We start from the raw sequence: 25,573 nt of genomic DNA on the forward strand, positions 1-25,573 counted from the left end.
TTAATCTCCAAAAACAGATGCAAAAATCTTAAGGTGTTCGCCATAATAAGAGAAATTAATTATACTCATTAACTTGATAAGAATCTCATATCGGAATTGGCAATGTTAGATTTGAACTGGCTGCGAACCTTCGTAACTCTTGCAGAGGTAAAACACTTTGGTAAAACAGCGACGGAACTCCACATGACACAGCCGAACGTAAGTTTGCATATCAAGCAGTTGGAGCAAGCCACGCGCACGAAATTGATTGAGCGAAATCCTGTGCAGTTGACGCAAGCGGGGAAGCGTTTGTTAGCTACGGCGCAGCGGATGCTCAATGAGCTGCAAATTTGTCAGTCGGATCTCAATGCCATCAACGATCTTACGCAGGGGACGCTTTCTATTGCGGCGAGCGATATTGTTTCACGTTTACTGCTTATCAAACCATTTCAGCAATTCAAAAGTGAATATCCGGGGATCGACTTGGCATTGTTCAATACCACATCTTCTCAAGCGGTGGATTTGGTGAAAAGTGCGCGTGCCGATATCGGCTTTGTTATCGCACAAAAAGAGAGTCAACCGCTGCATTTTACGCCTCTCACGCAGATTCACTGGTGTGCGTTTGGCGATAACATTTTTGAGTGGCAAGACAATCGAAAAGAGAGCCAGACGCTGATCCTGCTAGGGCACGATACTCGAACCCGAGAGCTGATTGATGCGTCTTTACCTGAACTAAATCTGCCTAAGCATCGCGTGATGGAAGTGGGCAGTGTGGAAGCACAAATCGACTGGGCGGAAGCGGGGTTTGGGACTGCTATTGTGCCGGATTTCTCGCTCGATCCGAGATTAAAGCTTTCTCGTGAAGTTACGCCTTTGCCAAGTTTTCCAAACACTGATTTCGGCTACATCGTGCGTCAAAATCAGGTGTTATCCAAAGCGGCAAAACAGTTGCTGGCATGGGTTGGCGAGAATGTGTCGGTGGTTGAGGGCTAAGACGATGAAAGAAAAGGCCATGAAAGAGACGAAGATTACGATTTCGCTCCCATCCTTGATTCACCGTATTGGGGGCGACCATGCCAAGCGAGCGAAAACACTCGCAGCAGAAAAACAGTGCGATCTTAAGCGAATTAGACGATCTCGTCACTGGCAAATCTCGGGCGAGGCTTTGGATGTAAAAGCGTTTTTAGAGCATCTCAAAAACGAAGAAGCAGAGACGATGCGATTTGCGATCAACAAGATCGAACAAGCTCTACTTGCTCACCAAGACAAATTGGAACCTTTGGACGTGAAGTTGATACGTTTGGTGAGACAAAACCCAAACATCACCCTAGCGGAGCTGATGGCTGAAACGAACTGCACGTTAGTTCAAGCTCGCACGGTACGATTTGGTGCTGAGTTGCTTTAAGATCGGTTTGTGGTTTACTCACTTTATTAACAGATGTTAGGGTACCGATCAAAATCACTCACTAAGACCATTTTATTATGGATATTTGGCAGCTTCTCCTTTTTATTCCTGCTTGCTTCGCTCTAAATATGGCTCCAGGCCCAAACAATTTATTGGCAATGAATAATGCGCGTTGTTACGGCTTTAGGGCCGCGTTTACGGCCAGTTTAGGCAGGATTGCTGCTTTTTCAGCGATGATTGCGTTGTCTGCATCAGGTCTGGCTGTGATTTTGTATACGTCAGAAATGCTATTTTTGGCAATAAAGTTGGTAGGAGCGCTGTATCTACTGTGGATTGCGTTTAACCTTTGGCGTTCAGAGTCCAGCCCGATCTCTGACTTGGACAATTCGCGCAATTACGCAGGACTTGCGAAGCAAGAATTTACACTTGCTGCTGGCAACCCGAAAGCGATACTTATTTTTACTGCATTCTTGCCGCAATTTGTTGATGCCAATGCCAACGTTCAAGAGCAGTTTTTTGCCCTTGGCTCGACGTTTTTGATATTAGAAATGGTCGCCATTTCAATCTATGCCATCTTTGGTTTGTACTTGAGGCACTGGTTTTCAAATCCAAAAATGGCGAAACGTTTCAATCGCGGATGTTCGTTGTTTTTAGCCGCATCAGGTGCGAATTTGCTACTAAGTAAGCAATAACAACACATCATCTCCGTAGATTATTTTTCTATAAAAAGAGCCGCTGATGTTACATCAGCGGCTCTTTTAGTTGATGCATCGATTAATTTATTGTTACCACATCAAATCGTCAGGCACGACGAAATCTGCGTATGGATCGTCTTCTGCTGGAATGTCCGATTCAGGTTCTTTTTGTTCGATGATGACGGACTCATCACGTTGAGCAATTTTATTCGCTACTCCACGTGGAATGACAACATAGCTTTCACCAAAAATTGCGATTGCCAAAATACCTTTGATCAACTGCTCGCGGATAAGTGAATCTACATAAAGTGATTTCACTAGCGTACCGTGAGTGAAGTTGTATTTGATGTCGCCATCTTTTAAGTCGATCTTGTTCATCTCAATCAATTGATTGATCTGCGCTTTGATCTCTTTGTTTAATCGCTCAGCATTTTGCTGCTCGCTCAATTGTTTATCACGCTCTAACTGTTGGCGTTTATTCTCTTCAACCGCCGCTTTTACTTCGCGTGCTTGAACGCGTGATTTTTTAGAGCCTTTCTTCGCTTTCTTTAGTTTCTTTTCATTAACTAAGCCAGCTTTCAGCATTTGTTCTTGAAGGGTAAGTTTTGCCATGTTTCATCCAGTTAGTGCGCAATTTTGGGCATTTTACCCACTATTGCCACTTGTAGTAAATAATAGTGCTTTCTATGGGTCTAAAATGTTTGGTTGGCTTGTTGTCTCTTTAATGGAAAGTGCAAAGCGGGCCTTCTCCAAAGCCCGCGAGCATTACTGAAATCTAGGTGGGTTATGGCTGCCACTGTTTAGATGTGACGAGGTTATCCATCACTTTGTTTACCGCTTGATGCGCTTTGTCGACAATGGTGTCTATATCGTTACGATTCGCGATAAGCGGTGGAGCAAAACCGAGGATGTCACCATGTGGCATAGCGCGAGCGATTAAGCCTTGCTCTAAACAGGCCGCCGCGATTTGCGGGCCTACTTTCAAGTTTGGATCAAAGTGTGCTCGGCGAAGCTTGTCTGAAGAAAACTCCAACGCATGCAACAAGCCAACGCCACGAGTATCACCGACTAATGGATGATCGTTAAACGTCTCTGCCATACGTTGCTGCAAGTAAGCGCCGACTTCGGCCGCGTTTTGCACTAAGCCTTCACGTTCAATGATATCGAGGTTGCAGTTCGCGGCTGCCGCCCCCATTGGGTGACCAGAGTAGGTATAACCGTGTCCGATAGCGCCCCATTGGTCGGTGCCGTTTTCTAGCACACTCCAAACTCGTTCACTGACGATCACGCCAGACAGCGGTTGATACGCTGAGGTTAACCCTTTCGCTACCGTGATGAGATCTGGTTTCATGTCGTAGTGGAGTGAGCCAAAATCGGAGCCGAGGCGACCAAAGCCACACACCACTTCATCCGCAATCAAGAGTACATCGTATTTGTCGAGTACTTTGCGAATCGCCTGCCAGTACCCTGCTGGTGGTGGCACAATACCGCCAGTACCGAGCACTGGTTCCGCAATCATTGCTGCTACCGTTTCTGGGCCTTCTTCCAAGATCATCGCTTCGAGTTGATCTGCGCAATATTGAGAGAATTCAAGCTCAGACATACTCTCGTCTTCACGGCGATAATAATATGGCGCGATGGTGTGTTTGATACGCTCAAGTGGTAAATCAAAATGGGCGTGGAACAACGGTAAACCTGTCAGTGAACCGGACGCGATACTTGAACCATGGTAGCCGCGGTCACGCGAAATGATTTTTTTCTTCTCTGGTAGACCACGAGCATTGTTGTAATACCACACCAACTTAAGTTGAGTTTCGTTCGCGTCGCTGCCTGACATGCCGTAGTAAACTTTGCTCATGCCTTCAGGCGCCATTTTGATGATGCGATCTGACAGTGTCACGAGCGCTTCGTTCGTATGGCCGACGTAAGTGTGGTAGTACGCCAGTTCTTTGGCTTGTTCATAAATCGCATCGGCCATTTCAGTCCTGCCATAGCCAATGTTCACACAATACAACCCGGCAAAGCCGTCTATCAGCTCGATGCCTTCTGAATCGGTGATGCGTATTCCGCTTCCGCTCGAGATAATTCTTCCCGGAAGCTCCCCGGCCGCATACTGCTTCAGGTGGGTTGAGGCATGAAATACTCTCTGACGATCGATCTCTAAAAGTTGTTGGGTTTTGTTACTCATGATCCTTCTCCTCGAATAATTGGATATCCATATTTCGTGCCTCAACTGCCACTGACGGTTGGTAAAGCGCCTAAGCAGCAGTATTTGATTTCGCTGTATTCTTCAAATCCGTGACGGCTTCCTTCTCGTCCAAGACCAGACTGTTTCACGCCGCCGAATGGGATAGGGTGCCCTGTCATTTTGACGGAGTTCACGCTCACCATGCCAAACTCCAAACCGCGCATGCAGTGCCAAATTTGGTGAATATCGTGACCATAAACATAGGCAGCTAAGCCGTACTCAGTGTCGTTGCTCATTTCAATCACGGTATCTAAGTCTTGGTAAGGCAATACGCCTGCCACAGGACAAAAATTCTCTTCGCGATACACCGCCATTTCAGAGGTTACATCGGCTAGCAATGTCGGCGCGAAGAAGTTTTCGCCTGGTACGGGCTGGTGGTATCCCGCTACCAATCGCGCGCCTTTGTCGAGCGCGTCACGCACCAAATCATGCGCTTTATCCACCGCAGTGCGATTAATAAGCGGTCCCATGGTGGTTTTTTCGTCTAAGCCATTGCCCAAAACGATGTGGCTCATTTCTTTGGCAAACGCTTCCAAAAACGCTTCGTACTTATCGTCAGGGACGAAAATACGGTTTGCGGCCAAGCAGTCTTGTCCTGCGGTTTGAAACTTCGCATCCACGGCGGCTTTGGCTGCTTGCTCGACATCCATATCTGGCAGCACGATGAAAGGGGCGTTACCACCGAGCTCCATACTGCACTTCTTCACGGTTTGTGCCGCGTCGCGTAGCAACAGTTTGCCTACTCGAGTTGAGCCTGTGAACGAGAGCGCTTTGACTTTATCGGAGTGACACAAGGTTTGTGACACCATCACCGCATCGCCAGTGATCACGTTAAATACACCAGGTGGAAAGCCAGCTCGGTCTGCTAACTCTGCCAACGCTAACGCAGAAAAAGGCGTTTCACTGGCGGGCTTAATGAGCACCGGACAGCCTATTGCTAGTGCGGCTGCGGCTTTGCGTGTGATCATGGCATTAGGAAAGTTCCATGGCGTAATCAGTGCTGCGACACCAATTGGCTCGCGCACCGTTGATAGCTGCGCATTCGGAATATGACTTGGGATGGTTTCGCCATAACAGCGGCGTGCTTCTTCGGCAAACCAACGAACAAAGGATGCGCCGTAGTCAATCTCACCTACAGCATCACCTAGTGTTTTTCCTTGCTCCATCACCATCAAATGAGCAAGATCTTGCTTTGATTCTAGAATCAGGTCGTGCCAACGCATGAGAATTTCAGCGCGCTCTTCTGCTTGCATTTTTCGCCATTGACGAAAGGCTTGGTCGGCTTCATCAATCGCTTGATAGAGTTGTTGCTGAGATAGCTTAGTGATGTAACCGATGACCGTGCCATCTGCTGGATTATCCACCGGATGAAATTGATCACCACTTACCCATTTGCCATTCACGTACGCTAAACCTCTCACCAAACGTACGTCTTTCATTATCGCCATCATGTCGTGCGAGGCTTTTAATTCTTCAGCGTGTAAGCTGTGCAGTGCTGTCATGAGTCCTTCTCCCAGCATCGTTGTCCATAATGAAACTGTAATGGAGAAGTGACCGAAATAATTTCTGATACCGAGGTTTAAAACGTCAGAACTTTCTTTTTAGTGCCGTTAAATATGGTGTTTTTTCTGTTCACGCCTGATACGCATTTTCCCTTTTATAACAAAGCGTTTTGGTTTACTTCGAATGTGCCCGCATCACGTTTGATTGTTTTTGTCACAATGTAAGTAAAGTAGCGCTCAATGCCCACATCTGAGTCTAACCAGTTGTCGATAAGCCGCTGATATTGGTCGATATCTTCTGACTGAATTTTAAGGATGTAATCGATACCACCGCCCGTGGCATAGCAATCAGTGACTTCTGGTGAATGTTGAACCAGTTGCTCGAAGCGTTTGAACGCTTGGGCGTTGTGTTCTTTGAGCGTAACTTCAACCATAACCGACGTTCGTTTGAACAAAATATCGGTATTTACTTTTGCTCCGTAACCTTCAATGATGCCTGCTTCTTCCAGTTTTTTGACGCGCTCCCAGCAAGGGCTCACGGATAGGTTGATGGCCTCGGCAAGGTGAGATTTGGTGATACGACCATTGTCATGAAGTATTTGTAGAATTTTTACGTCGTAGCGATCGAGGCGCATTATGAGTCTCCCTGTTGAATACTAATCATTTCATAAAGGCTGATGACTGGTCGCTGTTATAAGGTGCTTTCCAGTTTGCTTCTGGTATGCCATTTGTTTTGATTTCTTTAGTTGGCTTTTCAATCAGCCTATCTCGCCGCAGTCTTCGGCTATAACTGCGATAGTGTCACCGATATTCACCATAGCAGGAAAACGACGTGCCGCGAAAATACCATTGCGCTGTGACTTGTACTCAACGGGGGCGGTACCTGTGCGCTCGGTCGAGAAGATTCTCACTAATACATCTCCCTTTTTGACGGTATCGCCAAGATCAAATAAGTATTCTGTGATGCCGTGGTGCTGGCTTTGCACATAACAACTTGCATCAGGCATATCTAATAACTTAGTTGGTTGGGTTGGTTGTTCGTAGTCACCGGGCAAGTTGCCTGAGAAGCGTAAGAAGTTGCGAATGCCACGGTCGGAATAAGCGATGGTTTCTGGAGTGCTGGTTCCGCCGCCTCTTAGTTCGGTGGTAACAAAGATTTTTCCCTGAGACTCCACGGCAGTGTCATACAGGCTGGTGGCGTCCATTTCGAGCAAGATCATGGTGTAAGGTGCGCCAAACAGTTTTGCACCTAATATGCAGGCTTCTTCTTGATCGAGATTGTCGAGACGATGGGCAGCGGCGAACGGCACGATATCTAACGTTTTACCACCTGAGTGAATGTCTAACGCAAAATCGCACTTAGGAACTAGGTAACGAGTAAAATAATCCGCAATTTTCTCGGTCACTGTGCCTATGGGGTTGCCGGGAAAGCTGCGATTTAAATTCCCTTTATCGATAAACGACGTACGTGAGGTATTTTGTACCGCAGGTAAGTTCATCATGGGTACAATAATGACACGACCTTGGATTTGATCTGCCTGAAGCGAGTTCGTCAATTTTAGCAGGCTGGTGATGCCTTCGTATTCGTCTCCGTGATTACCGCCAGTAAGCAGTGCGGTTGGTCCGTGACCATTTTTGATCACGGTGATAGGTATCATAATACTGCCCCAAGCGGAGTCGTCATGTGAATAGGGCAGCGTTAAAAAGCCGTGCTGTATACCTTCTCGGTCAAAGTCTATGGTGGCTGTGATCGAGCTTTTTTGCATATCAAGTCCTTTTAGTTCTCAGACCTAGCTCAACAGAGCTTGAGGTTTGAAAAATTAGTGTTTAACAAATAAGTGGCGTGGAAAGTCACACAGCGTTTTTGCTCCATCATGGGTAATGACGATACTTTCCGTTGTTTCTAATCCCCAATCTTTGAACCACAACCCCGGCATAAAATGGAATGTCATGCCTTCTCTCAAGATGGTTTTATCGGTGTCTCGCAAACTCATGGTTCGTTCCCCCCAATCTGGCGGGTAGCTCAAACCTATTGGATAGCCACAACGGGCGCCTTCGCGTGAGAATCCCGCTTTATCGAGAACCTGGTTTAGTGCATTGGCGATGTCGGCGCAGGTATTTCCGGGCTTTGCCACTTTCAAGCCTGCTTCAAGCCCTAAAGTTAGGGCTTCGTCGGCTCGTTTAAACTTGTCGTCAGGCTCGCCAAGAAAAATAGTGCGAGAGAGTGGACAATGGTAACGGCGGTGCGCCCCTGCAATTTCAAAAAACGTCCCTTCGCCTTTCTTGAACGGTCTGTCATCCCAAGTCAGGTGAGGTGCGGAAGCATCAGAACCTGATGGCAAAAGCGGCACAATCGCGGTGTAATCGCCAAAGTGGTCTTCATGCCCGAGCACGGCTTGGCGGTTAATCTCGGCAACAAGGTGGTGTTTCGGTAATCCAGGTTCAATCATGTCGAACGCGACGCGGTGCATATTTTCAACAATGCGAGCGGCACGGTACATGTACGCCAGTTCTTGATCGGATTTAACGGCGCGGCACCAGTTGACTAGTCCAGTTGCATCGAGAAGTTGAGCATTCGGTAGGTGCGTAGTGAGTGATTCGTAAGCGGTGGCGCTAAAGTAATAGTTATCTTTTTCTACGCCGATGCGACCACGATCCCAAAGGCGCGGAGCCAGTACGGCTTCGACTAGGAAATCCATCGGGTGTAACGGCGGGTTCATTACATAATGGTCTGGATAGTAGGTAATGTTTTCTGCCGACATATACGCAGTCCTGTATGCTCCGTTGGCATCTTGGCAGCGTCCAAACCAAACAGGTTCATCAGATGGACCAACAACGACACATTGTGGCACGTAAAAAGACCACCCATCATAGCCTGTCAGCCACGCCATGTTAGAAGGGTCATGAATGATAAGGACATCCAATTCTCTTTCTTCCATCGATTGCCGAACTTTCGTTAACCGATCCTGGAACTCATCCAGTGTAAAATGCAAAGCAACGCCTCTCATATTTTCTCCTTGTTAGAAATCCGACGCCTTATGGGCCTTCGGAGACGCTGAGGTATTTCTACCTTCTACCAGCTAGCCAGATCTGCGTTAAAAATGATTGCAATTTACCTCTGGGGTTGTATTTGGATTGAACGATGCTGTTTAACATGTTTGTTTAACCCATACATTTCATGTCAATCATTACAATTGTGGTTTATTTTTGTGCATTTCACCTCATTTTGTGAGTTAAAGTTCGCTGTTTGTTAAATGGAAGTTACAATGAGCGTTAAAAATGAATCAATTAAAATATTGTGTCATGACAATTTCTTTGAACCCGATCATTCGGCCAGGCACCGCTAAATACATCTCCATTGGTAACTATCTTGTCGAATGTGTCCGCAGTGGTTATCTAAAACCGGGGACTCGATTACCCACACATCGTGAGTTTGCAGAGCAAATTGGCGTCAGCGTACAAACGGTGAGCCATGCATATGGTTATGCAGAGAAAAAAGGGGCGATCGAGTCTTGGGTTGGGAATGGTACTTTTGTCAAATCAGGTTTTGTGGATGAAAGTACGGACACGGAGTTCATGCTGACACAAGAGATGAAAGAAACGCCGGATGAAATTGATATGTCGATTGCACATCCAGTGGTGACCGATCGCCACATTACGCTTTTTAATCAGGCGTTAATGGAGATTGCTGGGCAAACAAACAATCGTGGTTTGATCAGTAAAGCAAAGCCGGTAACAGGTCAGCCTCATCATATTGAGTCAGGGGCACGATTTCTAAGTAGCCAAGGGCTGGATGTGGGTGCCGATCAGATATTACTCACAAATGGTGCATGCCATGGTTTAACGTTGGCTTTAAGCACAGTTGTTGAACACGGTGATTTAGTTGCTTGTGGTCACTTGGTTGATCATGGCTTGATCTCTCGCTCGAGAATGCTTGGATTTAAGTTGCAACCACTTGAAATGGATGAGTTTGGTATAACGCCGGATGCATTTGAATGGGCATGTAAACACAAACCAATCAAGGTATTGTGTTGCACACCTAGCATGGCTAACCCGACTAGTGCGCATATGGATCTTGCACGCCGAGAGGCGATAGCGAATATTGCGCAGCAATACGACATCTATGTCATTGAAGATGACGTGTATGGAGCACTAGAACCTAACCGTGTCCCACCCCTTGCCACATTGTTACCCGAACAAGCTTTCTATGTAACCAGTTTAACCAAAGTTGTAGCGCCAGGCATGCGCACTGGCTATCTGACGGTCCCACGTCATTTTTTGCAGCACGCGATTGGTCGTTTAGCCGCAACGAGTTGGTCTGCGACTCCATTACCATTTGAAGTTGCTCATTTGTGGATCGAGAACGGTACGTTAAATCGACTTATTCGCTTTCAAGTCAATGAGTTTGCTAAGCGACAACGAATAGCAAAAGCCGCTTTAGAAGGGCATGTTTATAGCTCGCACCCGAATGGACAGCACATTTGGTTGAGACTACCCGAGCAGTGGAATAGCGATGACCTGGTTGCTTCGGCAAAGCGTTCAGGGGTGCAGATTACGGGATATAAACCGTTTGTTCTCGATACAAATCAGCCAATGCCTTACGTGCGAATCAGTTTGGGAGCAGAAACAAACCGAGGCTACATCAAACACGGGTTATCTGTGATTGCTGAAATTCTCGATACCAACCCTCCCACCTCACACTTTTTGGTCTGAGCGATAGGTTATTTATGCTTTTATCTGATGGGCTTAAACGTTTGTAACTGAGTTTTTTCTTGTCGCCATTGTCTCGGCGATTTCCCCGTCCAACGGCGAAAGTGGCGGCTGAAGACCGCAGTTTCTGCATAGCCCAGTTGCAACGCGATATCGGTAATACTCTGAATATTCTCATGCAATCGCTGTTCGGCGAAATCCTGACGCACTTGTTGTAAAAGCTGCCGATAATTTGTGCCCTGTTGTTTCAGCTTGTTTTGCAGCATTCTCGGATGCAGGTCCAATGCTCTTGCAACGCGCTCAACGCTGCATTCTCCGGTTGAGAGCAGACGGCCAATCATGTTTGCCGCTTGGTCACTGAGATTGTTTGGGTAACGGGTTTGCAGCTCTTTGAGGTGCTGTTGAAAGTGGCGCTCTAGTGCGTCTTCATCTTGGTGGTTCTTAGCGTTAAGTAGACTCGCTTTAAGTAGGATACCGTCAAACTTATCACCAAAACGCAGTTTGTTCTGCTGGGCAAATTCGCTCTGTTCTGCCTCGAAGCTTGCGTGTTGGGTCAGGTGTAAAGAGAAATGGCTCGCTTCAATATCAAGCAGACTGGCAATAAACATCGCCAGATGCGACACACTCAACTGCATCAACTGCGCGATACCTCGTTCGCTGTGCACATCAATATTGAGCGACAACCGTACCCAATCATCTTGTGGCGTCATGTTGAGAGTTACCCCTGACGAATGTAGATAGAGAAAATCATTCACCCGCGCCAAGGCATCACCAACCGTTTCCGCGCGAGAAACCAGCATTGGTAAGTCCCCCAAGCTTTGTAGGTTTTGACGCTCAGCGAGTAACGCACCAAACAACGGTTGCTGACAACGAGCAGCCGCTTCCTCCAGCAATTCAGCCAGCCTAGGGTAGGCGAGATACGTATCGGGATTGCGAAACTGCGCCGCAGACAGCCCGACGGCAGCCATAATCTCAACCGGATTCTGCCCCAGTTCGGAAACCAAGCTATCAAATTTATCGGCAGCGCCACTTCGTACGATATACATGTCTCGATTTTTAAATGTTAACAGGTTGTAAATCGCAATGTATCAAATTTACTTCGCAAAAGGTCAAGTGAGTGTCAGTGAGTTGATCTAGGTTACATTTTGATAACAAAAACGCATGAATGAGAAGGTGTATGGAACTTATCAATAAAACGGCCATCGTGACTGGCGCTGCGGGTGGAATTGGGCAAGCTATTATTGCAAAGCTAAGAGAGCAAGGAGCCAAAGTGCTTGCTGTCGATATTTCAGAGCAATCACTGCAAATGTACGCAAGTTTTGGCCCTAAGCCGTTGGAAACCTTTGTTGCGGACGTCACCGATTACCAACAAGTCGAAGCCATGGTGAAGTACGCGGTCGAACTATTTGGCTCACTTGACATCATGGCCAACAACGCGGGCATCGGTGCACCGAAACCTCTGCTTGACCACGACCCAATTGCTGATTTTGAGCCGATCTCAAAGGTCAACCAAAATGGTGTCTACTACGGAATTCTCGCCGCTGGGCGACAATTCCAAGCGCAAGGCACGCCGGGCGTGATCCTCAATACTTCTTCTGTTTACGCACGAATGGCGTCTGAGATGACCTTTACCTACAACGTCAGTAAAGCCGCAGTCGATATGATGACCAAATGCGCCGCATTAGAACTCGCACCATTGGGTATTCGTGTTTGCGCTGTCGCTCCGGGACGCGTTGATACTCCGATGTTAAGGCAATACGAAGAGATTGGCCTGTGGGACCACATCCGCAAAGAACAGATGCGTCAAAACTTCACACAACCAGAAGAGATTGCTGATGTGGTGGCGTTTCTGGTCAGCGAGAAAGCCAACTGTATCAACGGTTGTACCATCAGCGCATCTGACGGTTTCGAGAATTTTAAGTACCCACTTATGGGATAGGCGAGTACGCCACATTACAGCAATAGCGAGGATGTAAGTTATGTCATTACCAGAAGTTATTCAGCACCAAGATTTCTTATTAACTCTTAATACCAATGAAGAGTCGATCATCAAAGACGCATTACCGGGTGTGGATGTTTATCCCCTGTTTCTTGATCCAGAAAACGGTACTTGGGTGATTCGTGCTAAATTCAAACCGGGTATCACTCTGCCTAAGCACTTCCACACTGGCGTGGTGCATTTCTATACGCTGAGTGGCGCTTGGCACTACATTGAGTACCCAGATCAAGTCCAAACTTCTGGTAGCTACTTATATGAGCCGGGCGGTTCGATTCATACCTTTCACTGCCCTGAAAGCTCAGGCGGTGCCGACGGTTTTATGGTGATCACTGGTGCAAACATTAACTTTGACGAAGAAGGTAACTTCATCAATATCATGGATGCGGGTTGGATTGAGCAGGTTGTTATTGCAACAGCGAAAGCACAAGGCTTCACCGCGCGCTACATCAAACCGGGTGCGATTGCTGGCCTGAGTGATGATCTTGCGGAGTAACCCCATGCAACAGATGAACAGTATCGTAATGCAGGATGGTAGTGTCCGCCTGAAGCAAGTCGAAATCCCCAAACCCGCTTCGGGACAAGTGTTGGTTCGCAGTCTCGCCTGTGGCATTTGTGGCTCCGACCTTCACATTACTCGACACGCGGATGAGGTATTTGATGTATTCCACCAGCTCGGGTTGATGCCTGATGAAGCCGGTGAGCACGCTCAAGTGATGTTGGGGCATGAGTTCTGCGCGGAAATTATCGAATACGGTGCCGATACGCAGCAAACGTTGTCCGTTGGTAGCCGAGTCACCTCAGTGCCGATGTTGCTCAGCCAAAATGGCGCGGGCGTTGGTGTTACTCCGGGTACTTATGGCGCTTACTCTGAGTACTTCCTGCTTGATGAAGCGTTATTGCTACCTGTCCCAGACGGAATGCCATCTGAGGCGGCGGCACTGACTGAACCACTGGCGGTCGGTTTGCACGCGGTCAATCGCAGTGAAATCGAGACGGAAGAAACAGCGCTGGTTGTCGGTTGCGGTCCTATAGGGCTGGCTGTGATTGCTGCACTGAAACAACGTGGCGTCAGCAATATTCTTGCGGTCGATCTTCAGGAAGAAAAGCTGCAACTTGCCAGCGAGTTTGGCGCAAATCGATTGATCAACCCGACCAAGGAAGACGAGATCGCCGTTGGTGAGCAGTACGCGATGAACTCACGTCTGGTCATTTATGAATGTGTGGGCAAGCATACCTTGATTGACGATTTTATGCGCCGCGCCCCTGCCCGAGCGCGAATCGTCATCTCGGGTATCCATACGACACCCGCAATCATTAACTACGCGTACGCGACGGTAAAAGAGCTCGACTTGAGATTCTCTTACTACTACCAACCGCACGAGTTTGAGCAATGCCTACAAGCGATTGCCGAACATAAGTTGCCTTGGCAGAAAATGCTCACCGCCAAAGTGGGAATCGACGGTGTCGAAGACGCATTTACACAGTTAATGACGCCAAATGACCACATCAAAGTCGTTATTGAACCTTGGCGCTGCGGCGCGTTAGAAGTGATTTAACTCTTAGCCAGATTAAGCTAGCTAAAACCAATTTTAGTTTGGTGACAGCCCCAACCGTAGCAGCTAGGTTGGGGCTTTTTTTGTTAGGCTTGTTCTGCGCATTCCCGTTGCAGAGCAGGGTAATCGGTGTAGCCTCGTTCGTTTCCGCCAAACAACGTTGAGCCATCGAGTTCTGCCAACGGATGGTGATGTTGTAAGCGAGAGACTAAGTCTGGGTTTGCTACGAATGGCCGTCCGAATGCGACAAGATCCGCGTAGCCTTTCTCTAACACTTCGTTTGCTCGTTGAGGATCGTAGCGACCTGCGACAATGATAGCGTTGCGAAAGCGCTTTCTAAGTTCGATTCGGAACGTCTCTGGAATCGTTGGTGCATCGGCCCAATCAGCCTCGGACAAGTGCAAGTAGGCGATGTCACGATCCTGCAGTTGTTTTGATGCTTCCAAGATTGTTGGCACGATATCTGGGCAGTCCATATCTTTAAACGTAATAAATGGTGCCAATCTCACTCCAACTCGATGCGCACCAACAGCGGCGATAACTGCCTCCACTACTTCGATAAGAAAACGGATACGATTTTCTCGTGAACCGCCGTAGTTGTCTGTTCGATGGTTTGAGTTGGTTCTTAAGAACTGATCGATCAGATACCCATTCCCGCCGTGGATTTCTACACCATCAAAACCCGATTCAATGGCGCGTTTGGCTGCGTTCGCGAAATCACCGACAACTCGGTTGATATCTGCTTGTGTCATGGCGCGAGGCTCAACACAATCGACCATATTGCCGTTGCCTTGTTCATCTGCAATCCAAACTTGCGTCTCTACCGGAGCGAGCGCAGATGGCGCGATAGGCTGTTCACCATTTTGGAATGTTGGGTGAGACACTCTGCCCACATGCCATAGCTGACAAAACATCGCTGCGCCTTGTGATTTGACCGCTTGGGTCACACCTTGCCAGCCCGCCACTTGCGCATCGGTGTAAACGCCAGGGGTGAACGAATAGCCTTGAGAATCGTCCGAAATTTGCGTGGCTTCGGAAATGATCAGCCCGGCAGAAGCGCGCTGTTGATAATACGTTGCCATCATCTCATTCGGGATGTTGCCCGGCTGAGTGGTGCGTGCGCGAGTCATTGGTGCCATGACAATACGGTTTTGTAGTGACAACGATTTCAGTTGAGCTGGCTCAAACAGCTTATTTGTTCTTTGTTGCATGTTGCGCTCCTTAGATAAGTACAGGCACGTTGGTCGCTTTACGAGCGATTGCCATCCAGTGAAGTACGGCTGGATCCCATTGCACTTCGGGCGCACTGAAAAAGCCGCGTAGAATGGAAAACATAATGGCTTGATCAACCAGTGACGTTTGCTTTTCTGAACTTAGGTTGAGCAAGGGTTTGGTTTGTTCTATCAAAGCGGCGACTTCTTTCGCAATCGCAGGTGTATCGTTAATCAAAGCTTCAAAATTTAACGCTTCGGTTTCTTTTTTTGCACGCCATGCTTGTTTAGCGGTTTCTGTTGCAAATTCCGGTAACGTCATGTTTGACCAACGCGGATACCCGACTTTTTGTAGCGGTAAAAACGCTTGTTTTTGCCAGTCTAAAACCGGTTTGGAGGGTTGGCTGTTTTCGCTGGAAGATGCCAATTCAAGGAAGTAGTTGATGATGTCTAAGCTTTCCGCCATGGCTTCACCATCGTCTTTGATCAAAAGAGGAACTTGTTTTGCGCCGATGAGGTTTGTGGTGGTGCTCTCGTCGTTATAAGCAATGTTGATGACATCCAGCTTAATATTCAGCATGCCTGCAACAAAACGGACGCGGGCGCTAAAGGGGCAATGTTCATAAATGTACAGTTTCATTTTTTGTTTCCTATCTCTTGGCTGGGCAGGGCGTGTTGTTGTGCGTTGTACAGCGTTACGGCGTTTAACTTTTCCCTGTCACATAACGTTCTGGGTCTAAACAATGTCGATAGGGTCAGTATATGGATTCGACTTAATTTGATAATTGGGTAATATCTAAATTGATTATTCAGTTTTTCCAAATAATAAGAGCACGAAGATGGATAAGTTTTCGGATATGACGTTGTTTGTCAGCATCGTTAAACATCAAGGTCTGGCGGCGGCGGGAAGGGAGTTAGGTTTGTCTCCGGCGACGGTAACGGCAAGGCTGCAAGCGATAGAAGAACGCTATGGCGTAAAGCTGCTCAACCGAAGCACACGCCACGTATCACTCACGGACGCAGGGGCAATGTACCATCAAGCTTGTCTTAACATCATTGATAGCGTGAAAGAGACGGAAAACTTGCTGCAAACGGGTATTTCGCAAGTGCGCGGAACGTTGAAAATTTCAGCTCCACGAGATATTGGCAAACAAATTATTTCGCCGATGGTGTCGGCTTTTTCTGAGCAATATCCGGATGTGACGCCTTATCTTTATCTTAATGACAATTTATCGAACTTGGCTGAATCGGGGCTCGATTTGGTGATTCGTTATGGCGAGTTAGCGGACAGCAATCTCATTTCGCGCAGGCTGGCGTCGAGTCAACGCGTGCTGTGCGCATCACCTGACTATTTGTCGAAGCAAGGTGTCCCAAACTGTCCACAAGATCTCGCGGACCATCGCTGCTTAGCCATGGTGCGCAGCAATGAAGAATTAAAAACGTGGCACTTTAAAGATGAAGAGTCTCACCAATCGATCACGGTCACGCCAAAGCGATTTTCTGATGATGGTGAAGTGATTCGACAATGGGCGTTGGACGGTGCGGGGATTGCGTTGAAATCGATTTTAGATATTCAGCAAGACCTCAAAAAACAACGTTTAGTAACGGTTTTGGATGGGTATATGAAAAACTTCAGCGCCTTTTCGCAAGGCGCTGAAGCGGATCTACATGTCATTTATCAAAGCCGCCAATATCAACCGAAAAGAGTTCGCCTGTTTTTGGACTTTCTAGTTGAGCAATTTAGCGCGCTGAGTGATGCCAGCAATCAGATCTAGATGCGATTCAGAGGTTTCTCGGCGGTGGCGATAAATCCCGACGGTGCCAGGGTTTGGTTCGTTTTCCATGGTTAAGCATCGTAAGCCAAAGGATTCCAAATACGGTTTGAGGTGCCCGGTATAAGACATCACCGCGACGCTTTCTTTCAGTACATCAATACTGGCGAGCAGAGAATCCACTTCGTAAGTCGGTCTGTCATCCAGTTGCTGCCTTTCGCGTTCATTTTGCTTCGGGATTGGGTTATCGATGACGTGAGCGAATTTCTTAGCATCATAAGTGACCGAAAGAGCTGGGTATTCGTGCAGCATATCTTCGGTGACGGTTTTCCCTAGAAGTGGGTGGTTTGGGGAAACAAAATAGGCATCAACCGTTTGAAATAGCGGAATAAACGTAACATCACATTTAGACGACAAGCCGACAATCTCGTGGCCGATGAAGAATTCAATCTGTTCGTTGATTAATGAATCCATCAAGCCTAAGTGGTTGCCAAATTCGACGTGCGTAGATGCCGATGGCTGCTTGGTCAGATGTTGATTGAGTGCTTGTTTGACGAACAGCGGCCACCACGCATCGCCAGTGCCCATTTTAATTTTTCCGACTTGGTACTGTTTCCGTTCATCAATGCTTTGCATCATTTGGTTGTATTCATGCTGCATCGCGTTGCTATGGCGATAGAGGATGCGTCCGTATTCGGTCAACACCATGCCATTAGGATGACGTTCAAACAGCGTCACGCCGAGATTCTCTTCCAGCTTCTTTAAATTGCTTGTTACCGTTGGCTGGCTTAACCCTGCCATTCTTGCCGCAGCGCTGATGCTTTGGCAGCGTGCAACCAGTAAAAATTGCTGCAGAGATTTGTCCATTTTCTTTCCCCTCTAAGAACGAGGGGTATTTTGCACAATTTCATTTATAAATCACAAATCTGTAATCTCATTTGATTGAAATTATGCGCATTTCATAGATCTACATCACTGTTGGGGTTTGACGTATAGATGTTATCTATAGCTCGCTCCTGACTTCCTATTTTCCCCTCAAAAAGGTGTTCTTTAGACTGTCGCCAAAACAACAATCTAAGGGATGAACATGAAACCGAGTTTTATTGCGCTTGCTGTCGCGTCTTGTATTGGTCTTGCTGGATGTGGGTCAGATTCTTCTGATGCGCCAGTGCCGGTCGACAAACCAATTATTTCAGCCGACTTATATTTACGTGGTTTAAATGGGGATTGGGGCACGGCAGAGCATGCCAAGCTAAACTATTTGGGTAATAACGAGTACGAAACCGTACTGCGCGTCGCTCGAGGTAGTAATCAGTTCAAGATTGCTGATCCGGGTTGGCAGATCCAATACACCTACTTTGAGGAGCCCGCGGCGTTCGATAAAGCTCAGGAGTACCTGCCAAAACCAGACACGAATGAAGCGTGTATGAACGATGATTGCAACTCTGAGATCACGTTTGAAGACAAAGGGTATTACAAGTTTTCTGTGAGCTTTGCCGATGAAAGTCGCGCGTCAATGACTGTGACGAAAGCAACACAAGAAGAAGCGGAAAAATACTACTCTGATGCGATTCTCGACCCTGCAATGGTGCATGAAGGGCATCAGAGCAAAGAAGTGAAACTGTTCGCCAATTACGATGACTCGAGTGATACCGTGATTTTCTCGGTGAAAGATCCTAAAGCGGAGCTGCGTGAATTTGGTATTTCAACGACGACAGAATTGCGTGATGCGCTCGACCAAGGCTTAGTGATTAATGAGCAAACAGGGCCGCGAGTGGTGTCGGGTGATGTCGCGTTTGACGCGTTGTTTGCATTGACGATGAAAGAGCTAGACCAGCTTGCCGTTTCTGAAATCAAAGACGGCAATTACAACTACAACAACCCAATCAAAGCGGAAGTTTTTGAGACGGGCGCGAAGTGGCATTACGTATGGACGCGTGATTTGGCGTACGCAGCAGACCTTTCGCTTGCATTGATGAATCCAACTCGCGTGCAAAATGGTTTGAATTTCAAATTGTCTGCTTTCCGCGACACGACCGATCAGCAATACGATGGCGAGCAGATTGTGCAAGACACGGGCACGGGCGGCAGTTGGCCAATCAGTACCGACCGTACGACTTGGGCGCTTGGTGCAGAACGCTTACTTTCGGCATTGGATGGGGAAGAGTACAACCAGTTTGCAGAGCGCGCATATAAAGCGATCAGTAATACACTTGAAGCCGATCGCCTGGCGGCTTTTGATGCGAAATCCGGTTTATACACTGGTGAGCAATCATTCCTCGATTGGCGTGAGCAAACTTACTCAACGTGGACGCCAAACGATGTCAATGCGATTGGTAGCAGCAAAGCGTTATCGACAAACGTGGTTCACTACCGCGCGATTCAGCTCGCGGCTAAGTTGGCAGAGAAGTACGACTCAACCAACGCGGTCAAATACACCGAGTGGGCTGAGCAGTTAAAAACCGCTATCAACGATCAGTTTTGGAATGCCGAACGCGGTATGTACGTAAGCTATTTGTTTGACAATGGCAAAGACATTGCGGTCGACAAATACGATATGTTGGGCGAAGCGTTGGCAATCATCAGTGGCGTGGCAAGTGATGCGCAGGCGAAACAAATCATGGCCAATTACCCACACAGTGAGTTTGGCGTGCCGGTTTACTTCCCTCAACAACCGGACGTGCCTGTGTACCATAATCGCGCAATTTGGCCATTTGTTACCGCGTACAGCTTGCGCGCCGCGCATCAAACACAAAATGTGGCAGCAGCGAACAATGCCATTCAATCGTTGGTTCGTGGTACGGCAACTAATTTATCCAACATGGAAAACTTAGAGTGGCTTTCTGGTAAGTCATTCATCATCCATAGTGATCATGGTGAAGATCCAAGCATGGATGGCCCAGTTATTAACTCTCAGCGTCAGCTTTGGTCTGTGGGTGGCTACTTGAACATGGTGGTAGAGACCCTATTCGGCATCCATACCGAAACGGGCAAGTTGGAAGTGAAGCCGTTTATCACAAGTTGGGTGCGCAATAACTTGTTGGCTCAGTCTGAACAAATCACGTTGGAAAACTTTGCCTTCAAAGGAAAGAACTACTCGGTAACGATTGACTTGCCTGAAGTAAGCAAAGATGACACAGGTTACTACCCAGTTGAAAATGTCACGATGGACGATGAGGGGCATTTCCACGTGACATTGGGCGCGCTTGTGAATGTAGATAGCAGCATTACTTTAGTTTCTGGTGTGAAACCGTACGCAAGTGAAGATAGTCGCGTTTATTCTCCGCAAGAGCCAACATTGGTGGTAAAAAGCGTTGATAATTCGGTTTCGATTGACGTGACGAGTAAGTACAACGTGAACTTGTATCGCAATGGCGAGCTGATTCAAAAGAACGTGATTGCTCAATCTTATTCCGATACGCCAACAGGTTTTGCTTGTTATTTGGCTGAAAGCATTAACGATAAAGGCTTCCGTTCTAACCCAAGCCAACCTGTTTGTGTCGGTGAAGAGATCCGCATCAAACTTGATGGCGAATATCAGCCACTCAAAGACAATGTCTCAGTGGTTACGGTGAGTAAAGACAGTGGCATCGTAAAAGGTGCAGAGTCGTTTACAGCCCCTGTAACGGGCACTTACCAGTTCGATGCTTGGTACAACAATAACCTAGGGCAACTTAATACTGGCATCACGAACACCGTGAAATTGTTAGAGGTATTGGATGATGCAGGTAAAGTGGTTGGTCAAGGTTACTTGCAGATGGGCCATATTGGTGAAAACCAAGGTATGCGTTACTCAACGCCAATTGAGGTGACGTTGGAGCAGGGAAAAACCTATCAGGTCGCGCTGAAGGACCACTTCAATATGAGTTACCTCAAATCGAATGAAACCTACATCTACGCAGGTGGTATTGAGGGTGAAAAGAACGAAGCGCAAATCGCAGATATTCGAATCACACCTTTAATGTAGGCTGTTTTAACAAAGCAGTGTTCTAGAAAACTGTGTTCTAAGAAAGACAAAGCCGCTGAGATTATCAGCGGCTTTGTTGTATTTGCTATCGGGGGCCGTTTACAGGTTAGTTTGCAGCTTGCGGACGAGGCTTACGGCGCTGACCTGACGGTTTGTTTCCTGCAGGCTTAGCATTGTTTGGCTTGCGGTTACCAGACGGTTTACCAGCGTTGCCACTCTTATTACCGTTTGGTTTATTACCATTTGGCTTGTTGCCGTTAGGTTTGCGGTCATCTGGTTTACTGTTTGCACGACTTTGGCCTTCACGGTTGCCTTTAGGCTTGCCTGCACCGCCTTGGTTGGTGCTGTTTTTGTTGCCGTTGCTACCACCGTTGAAGCGACGTTTAGGTTTGTTTGCACCATTGCCTGCTTTCTTTTCGGCTGCTGGGGCATTTTCACTTGCAGCATTTGGCGCTTTTGGTTTTTTCGGCTTCTTAGGTTTTTTCGGTTTGATTGGGCGCGTATCCAGTTTAGATTCTGGCACCACATTGGTTGGCGCAAAACCTTCCAACTCTTTACGTGGTAGTACTTCTTGAATCAAACGTTCAATCGCAAACAACTCAGATGCTTCTAGCGCACACACCAGTGAAATCGCTTTACCTACTTCGCCCGCGCGGCCAGTACGACCAATACGGTGAACGTAGTCTTCTGCCACTTTCGGTAGCTCAAAGTTCACCACTTGCGGTAATTGCGGAATATCGATACCGCGCGCAGCAATGTCCGTCGCGACCAACACACGAATTTCACCCGATTTAAAATCCGCCAGTGCTTTGGTACGCGCGCCTTGGCTCTTGTTGCCGTGGATGGCAGCAGCCGGTAGATTTTGTTCGATCAGGAACTTCGCCAGACGGTTTGCGCCGTGTTTCGTTTTCGTAAACACCAGCACTTGCTTCCAATCGCCGTCTTTGATCAATTTAACCAACATCGGTGCTTTCTTCTTCACGTCTGCTGGGTAGATGCTTTGCTCAACCGTTCTCGCCGTCGAGTTTGCCGGGTTAACGGAAATCTCAACCGGGTTGTTCACCAAGCCTTTCGCAAGGTCGCGGATTTCATCCGAGAAAGTTGCAGAGAAAAGTAGGTTCTGACGCTGTTTTGGTAGCAGAGCTAGGATCTTACGAATGTCACGGATAAAGCCCATATCTAGCATGCGGTCTGCTTCGTCCAGTACTAGTACTTCCAGTTGGTCGAACTTCACTGCATTTTGGTTGTACAAATCCATCAGGCGGCCTGGTGTCGCGACTAACACATCCGCACCTTTGCGAAGACGCTGCATTTGCGGGTTGATCTTCACACCACCAAAAACAACCGCACTGCTTAGTGGAAGATGACGGCCGTACATAAACACGTTTTCTTGCACCTGAGCTGCAAGCTCACGTGTTGGCGTTAGGATCAGTGCTCGAACTTGGTTAGCACGAACGCGAGGGCCGTTCGATAAACGCTCAAGAATCGGTAGCGTAAAGCCTGCAGTTTTACCTGTACCAGTCTGCGCTGCTGCCATTACGTCTTTCCCTTCCAAAATAGCAGGAATTGCTTTTGCCTGAATTGGCGAAGGGGTGTCGTAGCCTTTCTCTTGAATAGCTTTAAGGATTGGAGCAGATAGACCTAACGAGGTAAAACCCATATGTATGATTCTCAATTGTAGAGTTAGATAACAACGCGCCGAAAACAAATCGGTGCGAAAAGTGCGACATTCTGAGGCTTTTACGCGCAGGCTTCAACTAATTCCGTCATGGATAAATATTTGAACTGGATCTCATTTCTTTTTGGCAGGCAAAACTGATAACTGGTTTGGTCGATCGATTGAATGGTTTTACGTTGGCGATGCCCATTCTTACATCGCTATCACGGTATGCAGTTTTAGTTTATCAAATGCTGTTCGGAGTGTGGGGGAGGCTTGCTCCTTTCATTACTCCGCTTTTGCATGCGTTAAAAACGCACTCGTCAATTGCTGAAAGAGCGAATCTACCGATGGGCGGTCGGATACATGATGGAAGAGCGGTGTGTGGACATCACCACGAATATCATCGCTGTGACCGCAAAGCTGATTACACATTCGTACTGGTTCGACAATCTTCTCGACGTCGGCATCAATCAGAATGCATGCTTGTGACAATACCACTTGTCCGCCGCCTTTTTTAAGTAAAACACGCTGCGCGGTTCCCACGACTTTTTGCCCGCCAATGTTGAGGTTGTACTCGCCATCGCAGTAGGAATAAGGCGTAGCATGAACATCCACTTTCACGCCGAGCTGTTTAAAGAAAACCGTTAATATTGCACATAAATCGAGATACGCTTTTTTGATGTTGTAAGGCTCGCCTTCTGGCCAGTGGTAAATGTGGGATAGATTGATAATACCTGGCACCTGAGGGACTGGGGCACCACCGGTTTTACGAGAAAAGAGCTTCCAGCCAGACGTATTTAACGCATGTTCTAACTCATTAGACACTGGCCATTTCTTACCCGCGGGAAGCACGAGCGTTGGACTTTTTACTTGCCAAAGCAATAGCACTTGCGAGAGTTGGTTGGACTGAACTTGTTTAATGAGCTCATCTTCTTTGTCAAATGCATCAGCGACTTCCGTAGCTGTGTAGCGAATTAGCTTATTTTTAGCAACCAAACTCTATCCCTCGCGGCTATTTAATCGTTACTGTTGTATCTCAGATACAGCTTTATTGCTAGGTCTGAGTGATTAGGCTTTTGCTCGCTAGCTGCATGATCACCTTTTGGATCTTTTCCGTTGTCCATTAATTCTACTTGAACACGCGATAAAAAGTTTTTGCTAGTCATCACATCAGCCATTCATAAAATCTGCCATCTATGAAAAATTTTGGCGATATAAGTATGAAAAAGCGAGTGATGACTCTCGCGTTAGCGGCATCATTAACGGGATGAGTGACGTTCCCAACTCAAGAATCTGAGCAAGTACAGGTGCTTTGGGGCAATGTGAATGCGATTGAAAACTGTGAACTAATGGGTACCGTGATCGGCTCAGAAGGACACTTTTACGACTACTGGCTTCATGCAGATAAAGACATGGTTTGGGGGACGCTAAACCAAATGCGCATCAAGGCGGCGGATTTAGGCGCAGATACCTTGTACTTGTATCAACCGTTGAGCTTTTCTACGTCAGTGACGATGTTTGCAAATGCTTACAAGTGCAAACAGTAGCTATTGGCTTGATCATAATTGAAAGACAGGCGCTGCTCGCCTGTCTTTGATGCGTTCTACAAATACTGGCTACTTTGCGTTAATTAACGTTTGCTGTCGCCACCGCTGATGTATCAGAAAACGACAATGTAAAGTCTCGCTCAGTATTAAGCACTTTGGCTGGAAACTCTAAGCTCAACTGCGTATGTGGCGCGACTTCTGAAGCAATGCTAGTAACGAATTTTCGGGTTTCTCCAGGAGAGATCGATATGTCACTTCCACCTTGTGATGAGAGCTCAGCGATACCCATTGTTTCAAGTGTGTTACCTGCAGTATCCGCCAGGTGTAATAAAGATTCTGACTTGTAGATTAATTCTCCACTTTCTGTACGATATGCATTAAACGAGTTGAAATTTGGTTGCAATGATCCTTGTGAACCAATGTTAGTAACGGAAAATGTCACATTAGCGCCATCAAAGTTCTCGACTCTTACAAGTACGTTACTGTCTTGGTAACGAGCGGCTGCTGCCGCAGTTGCTTGCTGTTTCTGCCTCTGTTTCTCTTTTTCAATGTCGCTTAACTGTTTCTGCTCATTAGCGATTCGATTCTTTGCCATGTAGTACGACTGATCGACCATTGCTATTAAAGCGGGGATTGAATACAAAGTGAGGCCTTCCAAATGGTCAAAGTCGATTTTGGCATGTTGAGTACGTTTATGATTAGAAAATTGGCAGTAACCATCAATCAAACTGATGAAAGCCACTTCAAAAGTGCCTTGTAATCGGCTTACTTCCTGTGCTGCTTTCTCTAGATTTGAGCGGACTTTCCGAATCTCTTCCAAACTCTTTTGTGAAAGACGACCGTTTGGCGATACGTCGTTAGAAACCGAAACCAGTTCTTCGGTCACAAATGGATTGTTTTCGGCTGGAATCACCGTAGTTATACGGTTGGATTTGGTGATGTCTTCGCCCAATAAAACCATCATTTTTTGCGATGCGGCGGTTGTGTTGCCCGCTAATACGTCACTACAGTTTGGCGACGTATTGGCATACACGGCGAATGCGGTAAAAAGTGAAAGTGTAACGGACCAGCCGATGGTGACGAGTCCTGTCGTGGTTCGAGTATTCATCCTGATAACCCCTCTGTCATTTGGTGCGATTCACTGACGTAATTGCCAATCAAAAGATTGGCTCGCGACATTCAGAATGGTTCTGGTCAACCCTTCGTAGTGGGTATGCCCACAGATGCTTTTTTAGTCGTTTATCAACCGCTAAGCCACGATTGATAAAGTGTCTGAAATTGAGAGCATTAACGCTGCGAAGTTGATGTCTTTGACTGAAAGATAG

At 47.2% G+C, this 25,573-nt stretch carries 23 protein-coding genes and 1 pseudogene; 11 read left to right on the forward strand and 13 right to left on the reverse strand.

The window, feature by feature from the left end:
• Positions 1–102 precede the first annotated feature (102 nt).
• The 3 genes from R8269_RS01065 (at position 103) to R8269_RS01075 (ending at position 2,076) form a co-directional block, all read left to right on the forward strand.
• A complete protein-coding gene (locus R8269_RS01065) occupies positions 103–972 on the forward strand; it encodes a LysR family transcriptional regulator (protein WP_005373812.1) in 870 nt (289 codons plus the stop codon).
• 19 nt (positions 973–991) lie between these two features.
• Positions 992–1,384, forward strand: coding sequence for a ribosome recycling factor family protein (locus tag R8269_RS01070; RefSeq protein ID WP_017633574.1), 393 nt, complete (start codon positions 992–994; stop codon positions 1,382–1,384).
• A gap of 77 nt (positions 1,385–1,461) precedes the next feature.
• Entirely contained in the window at positions 1,462–2,076 is a 615-nt protein-coding gene (locus R8269_RS01075; protein WP_017633575.1) for a LysE family translocator, read from the forward strand.
• A gap of 93 nt (positions 2,077–2,169) precedes the next feature.
• Here the strand turns inward: R8269_RS01075 and R8269_RS01080 are convergent, their stop codons facing one another.
• The 6 genes from R8269_RS01080 to doeA all read right to left on the reverse strand — a co-directional run bounded on the left by R8269_RS01080 (position 2,170) and on the right by doeA (position 8,837).
• Entirely contained in the window at positions 2,170–2,691 is a 522-nt protein-coding gene (locus R8269_RS01080; protein ID WP_033906326.1) for a DUF2058 domain-containing protein, read from the reverse strand.
• A 172-nt stretch (positions 2,692–2,863) separates the two neighbouring features.
• On the reverse strand, positions 2,864–4,267 hold the full coding sequence (locus R8269_RS01085; RefSeq protein WP_318222424.1) for an aspartate aminotransferase family protein: 1,404 nt from the start codon (positions 4,265–4,267) through the stop codon (positions 2,864–2,866).
• 41 nt (positions 4,268–4,308) lie between these two features.
• Complete coding sequence (locus tag R8269_RS01090) at positions 4,309–5,829, reverse strand: NAD-dependent succinate-semialdehyde dehydrogenase (protein ID WP_318222425.1); 1,521 nt, start codon at positions 5,827–5,829, stop codon at positions 4,309–4,311.
• Between the two features lie 155 nt (positions 5,830–5,984).
• Positions 5,985–6,464: an Lrp/AsnC family transcriptional regulator gene (locus R8269_RS01095; protein WP_005387046.1), complete on the reverse strand. Its 480-nt coding sequence runs from the start codon at positions 6,462–6,464 to the stop codon at positions 5,985–5,987.
• A 123-nt stretch (positions 6,465–6,587) separates the two neighbouring features.
• A complete protein-coding gene (gene doeB, locus R8269_RS01100; RefSeq protein ID WP_318222426.1) occupies positions 6,588–7,595 on the reverse strand; it encodes a N(2)-acetyl-L-2,4-diaminobutanoate deacetylase DoeB in 1,008 nt (335 codons plus the stop codon).
• 54 nt (positions 7,596–7,649) lie between these two features.
• A complete protein-coding gene (gene doeA, locus R8269_RS01105) occupies positions 7,650–8,837 on the reverse strand; it encodes an ectoine hydrolase DoeA (protein WP_005373780.1) in 1,188 nt (395 codons plus the stop codon).
• Positions 8,838–9,108: 271 nt separating this feature from the next.
• Between doeA and R8269_RS01110 the strand changes: the two genes are divergently transcribed.
• Positions 9,109–10,542 (forward strand): PLP-dependent aminotransferase family protein, encoded by a 1,434-nt coding sequence (locus R8269_RS01110; RefSeq protein WP_080996812.1) that lies wholly within the window; start codon positions 9,109–9,111, stop codon positions 10,540–10,542.
• A 20-nt stretch (positions 10,543–10,562) separates the two neighbouring features.
• On the opposite strand, the gene R8269_RS01115 is transcribed toward R8269_RS01110, so the two are convergent.
• Positions 10,563–11,585 carry a helix-turn-helix domain-containing protein gene (locus R8269_RS01115; RefSeq protein WP_318222427.1) on the reverse strand — a complete coding sequence of 341 codons (1,023 nt, stop codon included), beginning with the start codon at positions 11,583–11,585 and terminating at the stop codon, positions 10,563–10,565.
• Between the two features lie 131 nt (positions 11,586–11,716).
• On the opposite strand from R8269_RS01115, the gene R8269_RS01120 reads away from it, so the two are divergent.
• The 3 genes from R8269_RS01120 to R8269_RS01130 are packed head-to-tail and all read left to right on the forward strand — an operon-like array spanning position 11,717 to position 14,094.
• Positions 11,717–12,478 (forward strand): SDR family NAD(P)-dependent oxidoreductase, encoded by a 762-nt coding sequence (locus tag R8269_RS01120; RefSeq protein WP_258487871.1) that lies wholly within the window; start codon positions 11,717–11,719, stop codon positions 12,476–12,478.
• 40 nt (positions 12,479–12,518) lie between these two features.
• A complete protein-coding gene (locus tag R8269_RS01125; protein WP_318222428.1) occupies positions 12,519–13,031 on the forward strand; it encodes a 2,4'-dihydroxyacetophenone dioxygenase family protein in 513 nt (170 codons plus the stop codon).
• A gap of 4 nt (positions 13,032–13,035) precedes the next feature.
• Positions 13,036–14,094: a zinc-binding dehydrogenase gene (locus R8269_RS01130; protein ID WP_318222429.1), complete on the forward strand. Its 1,059-nt coding sequence runs from the start codon at positions 13,036–13,038 to the stop codon at positions 14,092–14,094.
• An 83-nt stretch (positions 14,095–14,177) separates the two neighbouring features.
• Here R8269_RS01130 and R8269_RS01135 read toward each other — a convergent pair whose 3' ends face one another.
• Together R8269_RS01135 and grxB are read right to left on the reverse strand one after the other, a co-directional pair.
• Positions 14,178–15,302, reverse strand: a complete 1,125-nt coding sequence (locus R8269_RS01135; protein WP_262636367.1) for an alkene reductase — start codon at positions 15,300–15,302, stop codon at positions 14,178–14,180.
• 10 nt (positions 15,303–15,312) lie between these two features.
• Positions 15,313–15,942, reverse strand: coding sequence for a glutaredoxin 2 (grxB, locus tag R8269_RS01140; RefSeq protein ID WP_054729335.1), 630 nt, complete (start codon positions 15,940–15,942; stop codon positions 15,313–15,315).
• A 199-nt stretch (positions 15,943–16,141) separates the two neighbouring features.
• Here grxB and R8269_RS01145 point away from each other — a divergent pair, with 199 nt between their 5' ends.
• Positions 16,142–17,077: a LysR family transcriptional regulator gene (locus R8269_RS01145; RefSeq protein WP_053304585.1), complete on the forward strand. Its 936-nt coding sequence runs from the start codon at positions 16,142–16,144 to the stop codon at positions 17,075–17,077.
• Here R8269_RS01145 and R8269_RS01150 read toward each other — a convergent pair.
• Complete coding sequence (locus R8269_RS01150) at positions 17,030–17,941, reverse strand: LysR family transcriptional regulator (protein WP_158173387.1); 912 nt, start codon at positions 17,939–17,941, stop codon at positions 17,030–17,032. The two genes, R8269_RS01145 and R8269_RS01150, sit on opposite strands and share 48 nt — an antisense overlap.
• Positions 17,942–18,161: 220 nt before the next feature.
• On the opposite strand from R8269_RS01150, the gene R8269_RS01155 reads away from it, so the two are divergent.
• Positions 18,162–21,041, forward strand: a complete 2,880-nt coding sequence (locus R8269_RS01155; RefSeq protein ID WP_205461092.1) for an MGH1-like glycoside hydrolase domain-containing protein — start codon at positions 18,162–18,164, stop codon at positions 21,039–21,041.
• A 106-nt stretch (positions 21,042–21,147) separates the two neighbouring features.
• On the opposite strand, the gene R8269_RS01160 is transcribed toward R8269_RS01155, so the two are convergent.
• Positions 21,148–22,701 (reverse strand): DEAD/DEAH box helicase, encoded by a 1,554-nt coding sequence (locus R8269_RS01160; protein WP_318222430.1) that lies wholly within the window; start codon positions 22,699–22,701, stop codon positions 21,148–21,150.
• Positions 22,702–22,849: 148 nt separating this feature from the next.
• On the opposite strand from R8269_RS01160, the pseudogene R8269_RS26660 reads away from it, so the two are divergent.
• Positions 22,850–22,927, forward strand: a pseudogene (locus R8269_RS26660) (VOC family protein); the annotation flags it as partial.
• A 59-nt stretch (positions 22,928–22,986) separates the two neighbouring features.
• Here the strand turns inward: R8269_RS26660 and R8269_RS01165 are convergent.
• Positions 22,987–23,697 (reverse strand): biotin/lipoate A/B protein ligase family protein, encoded by a 711-nt coding sequence (locus R8269_RS01165; RefSeq protein ID WP_005373753.1) that lies wholly within the window; start codon positions 23,695–23,697, stop codon positions 22,987–22,989.
• A gap of 275 nt (positions 23,698–23,972) precedes the next feature.
• Here R8269_RS01165 and R8269_RS01170 point away from each other — a divergent pair, with 275 nt between their 5' ends.
• On the forward strand, positions 23,973–24,248 hold the full coding sequence (locus R8269_RS01170) for a DUF4156 domain-containing protein (protein ID WP_238970527.1): 276 nt from the start codon (positions 23,973–23,975) through the stop codon (positions 24,246–24,248).
• 79 nt (positions 24,249–24,327) lie between these two features.
• On the opposite strand, the gene R8269_RS01175 is transcribed toward R8269_RS01170, so the two are convergent.
• The gene (locus R8269_RS01175) at positions 24,328–25,356 is read right to left on the reverse strand and encodes a hypothetical protein (RefSeq protein ID WP_054574562.1); all 1,029 of its coding nucleotides are present in this window, start codon (positions 25,354–25,356) and stop codon (positions 24,328–24,330) included.
• Positions 25,357–25,573: the final 217 nt, after the last annotated feature.

The organism is Vibrio sp. Vb0667, assembly GCF_033391095.1.